Origin of the sequence: Parabacteroides hominis (assembly GCF_014287585.1) — a bacterium.
Lineage (GTDB): Bacteria > Bacteroidota > Bacteroidia > Bacteroidales > Tannerellaceae > Parabacteroides > Parabacteroides hominis.
Window position 1 is genome coordinate 86321 of record NZ_JACOOJ010000007.1, and the last position, 13221, is coordinate 99541.

The following is a 13221-nucleotide window of genomic DNA, read 5'->3' on the forward strand; positions in this document are numbered from 1 at the left end:
ATAGCTGAGTTGCTCTACCTATAGAAACAGGAAAAAGAAGAACAATGCTAATAGATCGACATATACTTGTCCGTTACTTTCTGAAGCAGGCTTCGGAAGAAGAAAAGGAGGCAATACGGCAATGGATTGAAAGTAGCGAAGACAACCGTCAACGCTTTATCCGCGAACGGATTCGCTTCGATGCTTCAATCCTCGTAGACGAAGCTGCGGTTAAGCCTGCCGCAAAGACTGCTTCCGGCAAACGTTTCCATCTGCATCCTGTATGGGAATGGTCCTTGAAAGTGGCCGCTTCGGTTTTGATTTTGCTGGGCAGTTTTTATTTGTATGATGGCTACCGGGCAGATCAGTTGGCGCAGACTTTCCAGTGTGTATATGTCCCGGCGGGCAACCGTACTAATATCCAGCTTCCGGACGGCACAAATGTCTGGCTGAATGCCAACACATCTCTCCGCTACCCGATGGCGTTTTCAAAGACGAGCCGCGAAATTCAATTGGATGGCGAAGGTTATTTTGAAGTGGCGAAAGATAAAAAGCCTTTTATTGTCAAAACGAGCAAATATGACGTGGAGGTGCTGGGGACTACTTTCAATGTAGAGAGCTATAAAGACAAATCGGATTTTCGCACAATGCTCTATGAAGGTAAGGTCAAACTCTACAATACGAAGAACCCGGAAGCCGTTTACCTCTCTCCGGGCCAAACGGCAGAGTTGATAGGTGAGGCGTTGCAGGTCGTACCGACAACAGACCCCAACAGCTATCGCTGGAAAGACGGTTTGATCTATATCGAAGATAAGTCTTTTAATGCGATCATGGAACTGTTTGAAAAGTTCTATGACGTGCAGATCGTAGTCAACAACCAAGCTGTAAAGGATCTGTGTTATCGCGGGAAGCTACGGATATCCGATGGCGTAGACCATGCCTTACGCGTTTTGCAAAACGACTTCCCTTTCAAGTACAAGCGGGATGAAGAGAGAAACATCATATATATTAACTAATAAAATCAGTTAGCCTATGAGGAAGGACACATGAGAAACACACAAAAAAGAACCGGCAGTTGCTCCAACAACCACCGGCTCTCCAGTACATTTTTAATATACTTATTAATTTAAAATCAATCACAAAGGTATGAAAAATTATTTTTTACCTGAGTCTTTTAAAGAAAAAGATTCGGGGTGGAACCAAATACGTAGAGTTATGAAGTTAACAACCTGTTCTTTACTATTATGTTCATGTTTCGCGTTTGCTGGTCAGGCAAATTCTCAAAATGCGAAAGTTAGTTTGAATAAAAATCGGGTTCAACTGGGAGAAGTCCTGGATGAGATTGAAAAGCAGACGGATTATTTGTTTGTCTCAAATCGCGATGTAGATTTGAAGCAGAAAGTATCTGTACGTGCAAAAAAACAGTCAGTCCAGGACGTATTAAGCACAGTGTTGAAAAATACAGGCTTGACATTTACAGTAGAAGGGGTGAACATTGTACTTACGCGAAAAGAAAACGATGCAATTCCTGAACTTCAGCAACAAGGGAAAAAAATATCAGGAAAGGTGGTGGATCGGAATGGCGAACCGATCATCGGTGTGAATGTCGTTGAAAAAGGAACAACCAATGGCATAATAACAGATTTATATGGCAACTTCTCCTTAGAAGTGAATCCTGATGCAACACTGGTTTTTTCTTATATAGGTTATAGGTCCCAAGAAATCAAAGTCGAAAATAGCCTTTCGTATAATGTTATATTAAAAGAAGACGCAGAGGCTTTGGAAGAAGTGGTAGTGATTGGATATGGAACACAGAAAAAAGTGAATTTAACGGGTGCAGTTGAGCATATTTCTGCGAAAGAATTAGAAAGTCGTCCGATAGCAAATGTTTCGCAAGCAATACAAGGAAAAATGCCAAATGTGAATATAACATTCAATAGTGGAGAACCAGGGGGAGGAGGATCAATTAATGTGCGTGGATTAACATCCATAAATGGTGGAGGACCTTTAGTGTTGATTGATGGGATACCTGGGGATTTAAATCGTATTAATCCCAATGATATCGAGTCTATTTCCGTATTAAAAGATGCTGCTGCATCTGCTATTTACGGTGCTCGTGGTGCTTTTGGTGTTGTTATGATAACAACTAAAAATGCTAAAGAAGGAAAAACCAAAATAACTTATAGTGGATATTTAGCATCTTCTAGTCCAATATCTAATACAGATTTTATGACAAATGGCTATGAATCTGTTATGTTAAATGATGAGGCAATGCGCCGTTCCACCGGAAATACGTATACTCGCTATACGGAGGAGGATTATGCAGAGCTAAAGGCTCGTCAGTTTGATAAGATGGAGGATCCTTCACGACCTTGGGTAGTTGTGAAGAATGTAAACGGGAAAGATATTTATAATTATTATGGAAATTATGATTGGTGGAATACTTTTTTTACTGATCATCAATTATCCCATTCACATAGTATAAACGTGACAGGAGGAAGTGAAAAGTTGAATTATATGCTTTCAGGAAGGTTTTATAGTAAAGATGGTATCCTGAAAATTAATAAGGATAATTTCAAGTCATATTCTTTTCGTAGTAAAGTTAGTGCTCAGATTTTTCCTTTTTTAAAGATTACAAATAATACGCAATATTTCGATAGTAATTATTTATATTATGGTATGGAAGGAGGGGCTAATACTAGTTTTATAAATCTGAGACATCATGCTATTCCTGCATATGCCCCGCTTAACCCAGATGGAACTTCTACTTATACAACCTCAAAAAACGGTTATTCTATAGGTAATGGTGTTACAGCATTACTGGCAGATCCTTATAATAAGGGTGTTAGAGGATTGCACGAACTGACGACTACAACAGGCTTGACTTTTGAGCCGATTAAAAATCTTTTATTCAATGCTAATTATACATATTCTTTTTATATGAATGATAATTGGTATCGTTCAACAGTAGTTCAATATTCTATTCAACCAGGTGTGTTACAGGATGTCCCGAATTATAATAAGGATGAATACAAAAAAATGACATCGTTTAATCCGAAACAGATAATGGATATATACGTGAGCTACTCTAATACTTTAGGTAAACATGATTTTTCTATAATGGGTGGTATAAATTACGAAAACCAAAAGTATAGGAATTTGTCAGCTAGTCGTAAAAATTTATTGTCTAAGGATTTGAATGATTTAAATTTGGGGACTGGAGACATGACGGTTGGTGGAGGAGCCAGCCAATATGTATTATTTGGTACTTTCTTTCGTGTGAATTATAGTTATGCTGACCGTTATTTGTTGGAAGTAAACGGTCGTTATGATGGTACTTCACGATATGAAAAGGGGAGTCGTTTTGGCTTTTTCCCCTCTTTTTCTGGAGCATGGAGAATTAGTGAAGAACAATTCTTTCAGCCCGCAAAAAAAATAGTTGATAATCTAAAAATACGTGCTTCTTATGGTCAGCTTGGGAATCAATTGAATTCTAATAGTTATCCTTATATATCCACGATGGGTATGAGTTTGAGTAATTGGATAATGAACTCAGAGAAAACTCAAACAGTTAGTGCGCCTGCTCCTATTCCTGGAAATTTGACTTGGGAAAAAGTCATAACTAAAAATATTGGAGTCGATTTTAGCTTATTGAATAGTCGTTTATCATTTACAGGGGATGCCTATATTCGTGATACGAAAGATATGCTGATAAATGGAGAACTACTTCCTGCAGTGTTTGGGGCAAATTCTCCTAAGCAAAATGCAGGTGAATTAAGAACAAAAGGATATGAAATATCTATTTCTTGGAAAGACCAATTCAAGTTGGCAGGTAAACCTTTTATTTATAATGTTGCTTTTATGCTCGGTGATTATAAATCAAAGATTACAAAATTTAATAATCCAACAAATTTGCTTTCTACCTATTATGTAGGACAGGAATATGGAGAAATATGGGGATATAAAACAGATGGTCTTTTCCGTTCGGATGAAGAAGCTGCTGCTTATGATATAGATCAGAGGCTTATGGGTGCATATATTTATAATGGACAGGGTGATTGGCGAGGATTCCGTGGTGGAGACCTTAAATTCGTAGATATGAATGGTGATAAAGTAATCAATAAAGGTAAAAATACATTGGATGATCATGGCGATTTGGTGAAAATAGGAAATTCGCAACCTCGTTATAATTATGGTATGAATTTGGATCTAAATTGGAATAATATTGATTTATCATTATTTTTCCAAGGAATAGGAAAACGTGATTGGTATCCTGGGAGTAATTCTGGTAAATTTTGGGGGCCATTATCAAGACCTTACAATAATTTTATACCTGAAAATTTCAGTAGCTTAGTTTGGACGGAAGACAATAAAGATGCTTATTTCCCTGTGTTAAGGACTTATATTGCAGCAGATGGAGCGGGCTGTTTGAATAGTAATGCTAAAAATGACAGATACTTGCAGAATATAGGATATTTGCGGTTGAAAAATTTGATGATTGGATATACATTACCAGAGCAATGGACGAAAAAGATAGGAGTACAGCATTGTCGCTTTTATATTAGTGGTGAGAATCTATTTACTTGGTCTCCTTTAGTAACTGATTATATTGATCCGGAAGAAGCTATTGCTAATGAAGATGGTGACTTATATCCTTTGTCAAAAACTATTTCTGTAGGATTAGACATAACTTTTTAAAACTTGGAAAAATGAAAAGAACAGTATTTATATTTATCGTAGGTTTGGTATTAATGGCTTGTACTGACCAATTGGAGCAATATCCGCAAGATAAAATCAGTCCGCAAACTTATTTTAGAAATGAAAATGATCTGCGTTTGTATACTAATTCATTCTATAATATTTTACCTGGTGCTGTAGGGATTTTTTCAGAGAAAGTCGATAATATTGTGTCAAATACTTTGGCGGATGAATTGACAGGCCAACGAACAGTTCCTACTAGTGGTGGTGGCTGGGATTGGGGTACATTACGTAATATCAATTTTTATCTTGAAAATTCAGTGAAGTGTGATGACGAAAATGTACGTGCACGTTATGATGGAGTAGCTCGATTTTTTCGAGCGTATTATTACTTTAATATGGTAAAACGTTTCGGAGATGTACCTTGGTATGATAAAGTCATTTCAGATAAAGATACAGAAGCTCTTCAAAAGAAAAGAGATACGCGAACTTTGGTTATTGATAATATGATAAAAGATCTCGATTTTGCTATTGAACATTTGCCTGCTGACCGGACTGTTGATCAGGTAAGTAAATGGACAGCATTGGCATTGAAATCGCGTATATGCTTATATGAGGGAACTTTTCGTAAATATCATACAGAATTAGCTGTTTCAGGCTGGGAGAGTATGTTGGATTTAGCAATAGAAGCGTCAGAGCAACTGATGAAAGGAAGTGGTTATGCATTGTATAACACTGGTAATCCTGGAAAAGACTATTTAAACTTGTTTGCGTCTATTGATCCTATTGAAACGGAAGTGATTTTAGCTCGACTGTATAGTGACGCTCTTCAAATATACCATTATGTAAACTATTATTTGACTTCTCCGGGACAAGGTAGAAATGGTTTGGAAAAAAGATTGGTAAATAGTTATTTGATGTTAGATGGAAATCGTTTTACGGATATTCCAGGATATGAAAAAATGACTTTTGTGGATGAGGTGAAAAATCGTGATCCTCGCTTGTCGCAAACAATTCGTACTCCCGGTTATACCCGTATTGGAGAAACAACGCGTTTAGTTCCGGATTTTTCACTTTGTATGACAGGATATCAAATCATTAAGTATCTTACATCACCGAAATATGATCAGTATGATCGATCATGCAATGCGATGCCTCTTATGCGATATGCAGAAATTCTATTAAATTATGCGGAAGCAAAGGCAGAACGTGGAACTATTACACAAGAAGATTTGGATAAATCCATTAATTTGATTCGTAGTCGCGCGGGTATGCCTGGATTGAATCTGGTAAATGCCAATGCTGATCCTGATTCTTATATAGCGAAGTTATACCCAGCGGTCTGTGGTGAAAATAAAGGGGTAATTTTGGAAATACGTCGTGAAAGAAGAATCGAATTGGTGATGGAATCATTCCGTTGGGATGATGTAATGCGTTGGAAAGAAGCTTCAGCTTGTTTTCTTGAACCATTTAAAGGCATGTATTTTCCGGCTACAGGATCATATGATTTGGATGATGACGGTAAGTTTGATATTTGTATTTATAAAGATGAAAAACCAAATGCGGGTGATATTCAATATTACAAACTTGGTGTAGATATCATTTTAGAAAGTGGTGAAAGCGGTAATGTTATGGTCAACCCTCATATTCAGAAAATATGGGATGAAGATAAAGATTATTTCTATCCAATACCAATTCAAGAGCGATTGTTAAATCCTAATTTAACACAGAATCCTGGTTGGGATGATGGGATAGATTAGATCTGATCTATTTGCGGGAGCATAGGTTAATATTTATGCTCCCCTTCTTAATAAATGTATAATATTAATAGATTAAAAAAAATTATTATGTTGCGATTGTCTATATTAGTCGTTGTATTCTGTTTCCCGAGTGTGTTAATAGGAAAGAATGCTTTTGAGTCTCCAAAATTGAGTAATCCTGACTCGTGGACGATGATTATGCTTCCTGATCCACAAGCTTATATTACATTTGATCGTAATCAACCTTTATTTGATTTGATGATAACTTGGATTGCCTCTCATGTTGATTCGTTAAATATAAATATGGTGGTTTGTACAGGTGATTTGGTAAATCATAATTATTACTTGAATCCTGATGGGATAAATGCAAATCAGACAAGTGTACAGCAATGGGAGGCCGTCTCTAAGTCGTTTGAACGTTTGGATGGTATAGTGCCTTATGCATTGGCTACTGGTAATCATGATTATACATCTTTGCCCAATAGAAATAGGCAAACTTTTTTTGATGATTATTTTCCATCGCATCGCAATCGGCTTAATTTACGAGTTTTGCGTGACGTTGGAACAGATGCGGAAGGATATCCAACATTGGCAAATGCGTCATATGAAATTATTACACCTCAAAAAAATAAGTATTTGATATTGGTTTTAGAGTATGCTCCATGTGATATTACACTTGCTTGGGCTGAAAAAATCATCAAGCAGCAAAAATATATTGATCATAAAGTAATACTTCTTACTCATTCCTATATGTATGATATAAATCGTAAAAATGAGCGTATTGTTAGCGAAAGTTCTAAACTTGAAACTCCAAATTGGGGAGAAGATATTTGGCAGAAATTAGTGAAACCATCTAAGAATATAAGTCTTGTTTTATGTGGCCATACTGCAGCTCCTGATGATTGGAATGGTGCTGTTGGTTTCAGAAAAGATCGGAATTCGTTAGGTAAAATAGTTCCTCAAATGATGTTTAATACACAAGCACTTGGTGGTGGATGGCGAGGAAATGGCGGAGATGGATGGCTTCGTATTCTTGAGTTTTTGCCTGATGGGAAAACTGTTAAGGTAAAGACTTTTTCACCGTTATTTGCGATTTCTCCTTCTACTAGGCATTTGGCTTGGAATCGTGAATCATACAATGAATTTATTTTTGAATTGGAGTGAAATGAAGAATGCTATATTTATTTCTACAAACGTACAAGTTGTTGGATGATGAAAAGGGACATGTCTCTTCGGCTCTTTGGAAAGGAAAGAAGGAGAGCGAATATAAAACCGTGGTAACGGGGTAAGCCGCCATTTGGTGTTGTTTCCCCCTCGAAAATGTATTTGTATAAATAAAAATGGTGAGAAAGGTTTGCCAGTAAAAAAAACTTCTTACCTTTGCACCGCAAAAATTATTAGTAATAACAATACAAAACAGCGTTTTATGAACAATTACGAAACCGTTTTCATTTTGACTCCCGTTTTGTCTGACGCTCAGATGAAGGAAGCGGTAGAAAAATTCACGAACCTCCTGAAAGAACAGGGTGCTGAAATCGTGAACGAAGAAAATTGGGGTTTGCGCAAATTAGCTTATCCTATCGACAAGAAAACAACAGGCTTCTACCAGTTGGTTGAATTCAAAGCAAATCCGGAAACTATCGCGACTCTGGAAATCCAGTTCCGTCGTGACGAGCGTGTGATTCGCTTCCTGACTTTCCGCCAGGACAAATATGCAGCAGAATATGCCGCAAAGAGAAGAAGTTTGAAATCATCTAAAGAAACAGTAAAGGAGAATTAATCATGGCAGCAACTCAATCAGAAATCAGATATTTGACTCCGCCTTCAGTAGACGTTAAAAAGAAAAAATATTGCCGTTTCAAAAAGAACGGTATCAAGTATATCGATTACAAAGATCCTGAATTCCTGAAGAAATTCCTGAACGAACAGGGTAAGATTCTTCCGCGTCGCATCACTGGTACTTCTTTGAAATTCCAGCGTCGTATCGCTCAGGCTGTTAAAAGAGCTCGTCACTTGGCGTTGCTTCCTTATGTAACCGATTTAATGAAATAATAAAAAGAGAGGAGACAGAATATGCAAGTTATTTTGAAAGAAGATGTAATCAACTTAGGTTACAAGGACGATATCGTAACAGTTAAAGACGGTTACGGACGTAACTTTCTAATCCCCACGGGTAAAGCAGTTATCGCGTCTGAATCTGCAAAGAAAGTATTGGCTGAAAACTTGAGACAGCGTGCTCACAAGTTGGCTAAGATCAAAGAAGATGCTCAGGCTTTGGCTGCTAAGCTGGAAGGCGTTGCCCTGACAATCGGTGCTAAGACAAGTTCAACAGGTACAATCTTCGGTTCTGTAACGAATATCCAGGTAGCTGATGCATTGACTAAAGCTGGTTTTGAAGTAGATCGCAAGATTATCTACATCAAGGAATCTGTTAAGGAAGTCGGTAGCTACAAAGCTATCCTGAAACTTCACAAAGAAGTATCGGTAGAAATTCCTTTTGAAGTAGTTTCTGAGTAATCCCATACCGGATAAAAGATAAAAAGGGCGATTCCTTGCGAATTGCCCTTTTTTTATTTCAGATCAGCCTAATTTTACTCATCAAAAAGCATTACATTTGTCTCGAATTTGCAAGAAATTTTTAAAGTGGCAAAAAGTACTTTTCTATATATCAATTTGGTAATAGCTTTGTTTTTTGTTTTACCTGTGTCGCAGGCAAAGGAAAAGGCGTTTACGGTGGTGATCGATGCCGGGCATGGAGGGAAGGACCCTGGTGCGCGTGGCTCGTCCATCAATGAAAAAGCTATTAACCTGGCGGTAGCCCTCAAGCTCGGTAGCCTGATATCGGAAAAGCACAATGATGTGAAAGTCATTTATACACGCAAAACGGATGTCTTTATCGAATTGGACGAGCGGGCGAACATCGCCAACCGGAATAAGGCGGATCTTTTTATCTCCATTCATACGAATGCGGTGAAGAGGGGAAGTTCGGTGTCGGGAACGGAAACTTATACGTTAGGTCTGGCCCGTACGGACGAGAATCTGGAAGTGGCTATGCGCGAGAACTCCGCGATCCTTTTGGAAGATAATTATCTGCAGAAGTACGAAGGTTTCGATCCGACTTCTTCCGAATCGTATATTATTTTCGAATTTATGCAGAATAAGCACATGGAACAGAGCATCAGCCTGGCTTCGGAGGTGCAGAAATGCTTTACTTCCGTCAAGCGTAATAACAGGGGAGTGCGGCAGGCGGGTTTCCTTGTGTTGCGTAAGACGAGTATGCCGAGTATTCTTGTGGAATTAGGGTATATCTCGAATCCGGCGGAAGAGCGCTTCATGAAAACGAAGGAAGGGCAAAGCAAGCTGGCTACCGCTATCTATAATGCTTTTACAAAGTATAAGTGGGAATATGACCGCAAGCGCGGTGCGCTGGCCGGAAATGCAAGTGTCGCTCCAATATTGGAAGTTGCAGATGATGCCGGTGATAATCAGGCTATTTCCGCGCCTCCGGGAAGTGAAGAATATATTCGCCAAAAGAACAAAACAGAGGAAGCCAATCGGAGCCGTGCGTCCAAGCCGGTAGCTTCAGCAAAGCAGGCGAGCCAAGTTAAAAAGGGGCAAACGGTTTATAAAATACAAATACTTACCTCGGATAAAAAACTTTCTCCCGGTTCTAAATTGTTTAAAGGATATAAGAATGTCGATTGTTTTATCGAGAAAGGCATTTATAAGTACACGTATGGCGAAACAACGAGTTTCGATTCTATCCGTAAGTTGCGCCGGCAGGTAGCGAAAGATTTTAAAGACGCTTTTATAGTCGCCTTTAAGGATGGAAAGAAAGTAAAATATTAATAGTAACAGAATTTATATTATATACAGAGAAGAAATGAAAAATGTATTCACCAAAGAGGCAAAGATCGGACTTGTGTCTATAGTCAGTCTGGCATTGCTATATTTAGGAATTAATTACTTGAAAGGGATCAATCTGTTTAAACCGACAAACCATTATGTGGTGGCTTGTACGAATGTAAAGGGAGTGACGGTTTCGAGTCCTGTATTCGTAGAAGGTTTTAAGGTCGGTCTGGTGCGTGAGATCATTTATGACTATGATGCCGTCGACAAAATTTCGATCGATATCAGCCTGGAAGATCACATGAAGATTAACAAAGGCAGCTATATTACGATCGTGAACAGTTTCCTCGGTGGTGGTGAATTGCATATCCATCTGAACAAGTATGTAGACGACTATCTGAAGCCCGGCGCAACGATTGAAGGGCGGATGGAGACGGATATGATGCAATCCGTACAGGAAAAGATTCTTCCGCAGGTAGAGTTGTTATTGCCGAAGATCGATTCGATCCTGGGCGGCTTGCAAACGCTGGTCAATCATCCGGCATTGGCTCAGTCTTTGAATAATATCGAGAAAACGACCAATAGCCTGGCTGTTTCTTCCCGCCAGCTCAACCAGATGCTGAGCAAGGATGTACCGGGCATTATGAGTGACCTGAAGGTCATCACCGGAAACTTTGCCGATGTCAGCACGGATTTGAAGAAGCTGGATCTGGCAACGACCGTGAATGCGGTGAATGCAACGTTGGATAACGTGGAGCAGATGACGCGTAAGCTGAACTCTAAGGATAATAGTATGGGGCTTCTGTTGAACGACCGTGCTCTTTACGATAACTTGAATAGTACGGCGGACAATGCCTCCAAGCTTTTGCTCGATTTGAGGCAGAACCCCAAAAGGTATGTACATTTTTCTGTATTTTAAGATAGCGTAAGATTTCTTGTACAAACCGTTTATTTAGAATTATTCCAATTAAACGAAAAAATATAAAATACAGAAGGTTGGCTTCTCTAAGACCTTTAGATAGAGAAATATAACTTGATCGAAAGGTCTTTTTTGAAGTCGGTTACCCGGAAAAGCGAGGGGCTGAAGAATGCTCTTAAACAAAGGCTTTTTGTAATTCTAATGTTTTAAAACGAAGATATTCAGATTGTTGGAATTAACTGCTTGACAATAAACAGGATATTGAACAATCAAAAGTTCCAAACAAAATGATACTTTTTTTTTCGGAATTAATTTCTAAACTTTGTAGTCGTAAAAATAAAAATTGAAGTTGTAAGTATAGTTGGGAGAGTCAAAAATCATGCAAACTGAATATCAAACTTTGTGGAATAAATGCCTCGCAGTCATTAAGGACATCGTCCCTGAGGCCGCTTTTAACACATGGTTCAAGCCTATCATACCATTATCATACGAGGATAATAAATTTACGATTCAAGTACCCAGCCAGTTCTTTTACGAGTATCTGGAAGAGAAGTATGTGAACGTATTGAAAGTTACGCTATATCGTGTGATAGGGCAGGGTACGATATTAAACTATCGTATCAAGGTCGTTGATAAGGTGAAAGAAGATGGCATGATTACTTTGCCTACCGGTAATGACGCTCCCCGTACCGGCAAGAAAAGTGCGGAAATCCCTTCTTTATTCGAATCTAAAGCCCGCCAGGACTGGGATTCGCATTTGAATCCTAAATACAACTTCGATAATTATTTTGAAGGAACAAGCAACCGTCTGGTTCGTTCTGCCAGTGAAGAGATTGCTAAAACGCCGGGGAAGACCTATAATCCGATGTTTGTTTACGGCGCATCGGGAGTAGGCAAGACGCATTTGTGTCATGCTATAGGTAACCGTATTCAGGAAATTCATCCGGAAAAGAGGGTGTTGTATATTTCGGCTCATCTTTTTACGGTGCAATATACGGAGGCTATCCGGAAAAATACGACAAACGATTTCATGTACTTCTATCAAGGAGTGGATGTGCTGATTTTGGATGATATCCAAGAATTGATCGGAAAAGATAAAACCCAAAATACGTTTTTCCATATATTTAATCATCTACATTTGTTAGGCAAGCAGTTGATCATGACTTCCGATAAGGCGCCTGTAGACCTGCATGGGATGGAGGAACGTTTGTTTACGCGTTTAAAATGGGGATTGACGGCGGAATTGGAACGCCCTGATCTGGATTTGCGCAAGAAGATTCTAAAGAATAAGATCAGCCACGACGGAGTGGTGATTCCGGACGACGTGTTCAATTTTATTGCAAGTAACGTGACGGAGAACGTACGTGATGTTGAAGGTATCGTTGCATCTTTGCTGGCCTATTCTACGGCGTTCAACCGCATGATCGACCTGCCTTTGACCAAACAGGTGGTGAGCCGTGTCGTGAAGTTGGAAAAGAAGCAGGTGTCCGTGGAATCTATTCAGGATGTAGTCTGTAAATATTATAACCTGGAACTGGCCGCTATCCAGACCAACTCGCGCAAGCGGGAAATCGTACAGGCACGCCAGGTTGCGATGTACTTGGCGAAGAAGTACACCGACAGCTCTTTCTCCCATATCGGTAAGATCGTCGGAAAGCGCGACCATGCAACTGTCCTGCATGCCTGCAAGACGGTAAAGGACCAGATCGAAACGAATAAATCTTTCCGCTCTTCGGTAGAAGAGATCGAGGCTTTGCTCAAAGCTTGATTTAATGCGATATTTATATGAAAGGATGCGCTTGCGGGCTGCGTCCTTTTTCTGTTTTTGGGAAACCTTGTTGTAGGGCAGGTTTTCTTTTTGGGAAACTTTTAGAACCAATGAAAAGGGATAAGCTGTTGATAAATAACGTGGTTTATAAGCGAAAGGGAAAACTTGTCAACAATGTATATTTTCTTTGTTGAATAATTTGGCTAATCCATAAACTATGCTTAAACTTGCACATCATTAAACTTAAA

At 38.9% G+C, this 13221-nt stretch carries 10 protein-coding genes; all 10 read left to right on the forward strand.

Features of this window, described 5'->3' with window-relative positions:
- Positions 1-44 precede the first annotated feature (44 nt).
- Positions 45-995, forward strand: a complete 951-nt coding sequence (locus tag H8S65_RS05960) for a FecR family protein (protein WP_186929086.1) — start codon at positions 45-47, stop codon at positions 993-995.
- A 130-nt stretch (positions 996-1125) separates the two neighbouring features.
- On the forward strand, positions 1126-4677 hold the full coding sequence (locus tag H8S65_RS05965) for a TonB-dependent receptor (protein WP_186929087.1): 3552 nt from the start codon (positions 1126-1128) through the stop codon (positions 4675-4677).
- A gap of 11 nt (positions 4678-4688) precedes the next feature.
- On the forward strand, positions 4689-6437 hold the full coding sequence (locus H8S65_RS05970) for a RagB/SusD family nutrient uptake outer membrane protein (protein WP_186929088.1): 1749 nt from the start codon (positions 4689-4691) through the stop codon (positions 6435-6437).
- Positions 6438-6491: 54 nt separating this feature from the next.
- Complete coding sequence (locus H8S65_RS05975) at positions 6492-7601, forward strand: metallophosphoesterase (protein WP_186929089.1); 1110 nt, start codon at positions 6492-6494, stop codon at positions 7599-7601.
- Positions 7602-7863: 262 nt separating this feature from the next.
- On the forward strand, positions 7864-8217 hold the full coding sequence (gene rpsF / locus H8S65_RS05980) for a 30S ribosomal protein S6 (protein ID WP_186929090.1): 354 nt from the start codon (positions 7864-7866) through the stop codon (positions 8215-8217).
- A gap of 2 nt (positions 8218-8219) precedes the next feature.
- On the forward strand, positions 8220-8489 hold the full coding sequence (rpsR, locus tag H8S65_RS05985; protein WP_007654155.1) for a 30S ribosomal protein S18: 270 nt from the start codon (positions 8220-8222) through the stop codon (positions 8487-8489).
- 21 nt (positions 8490-8510) lie between these two features.
- Positions 8511-8954: a 50S ribosomal protein L9 gene (gene rplI, locus H8S65_RS05990; protein ID WP_186929091.1), complete on the forward strand. Its 444-nt coding sequence runs from the start codon at positions 8511-8513 to the stop codon at positions 8952-8954.
- 126 nt (positions 8955-9080) lie between these two features.
- A complete protein-coding gene (locus H8S65_RS05995; RefSeq protein WP_186929092.1) occupies positions 9081-10286 on the forward strand; it encodes an N-acetylmuramoyl-L-alanine amidase family protein in 1206 nt (401 codons plus the stop codon).
- A gap of 34 nt (positions 10287-10320) precedes the next feature.
- Positions 10321-11205: an MlaD family protein gene (locus H8S65_RS06000; protein WP_186929093.1), complete on the forward strand. Its 885-nt coding sequence runs from the start codon at positions 10321-10323 to the stop codon at positions 11203-11205.
- A gap of 379 nt (positions 11206-11584) precedes the next feature.
- Positions 11585-12973, forward strand: a complete 1389-nt coding sequence (gene dnaA / locus H8S65_RS06005; protein ID WP_186929094.1) for a chromosomal replication initiator protein DnaA — start codon at positions 11585-11587, stop codon at positions 12971-12973.
- Positions 12974-13221: the final 248 nt, after the last annotated feature.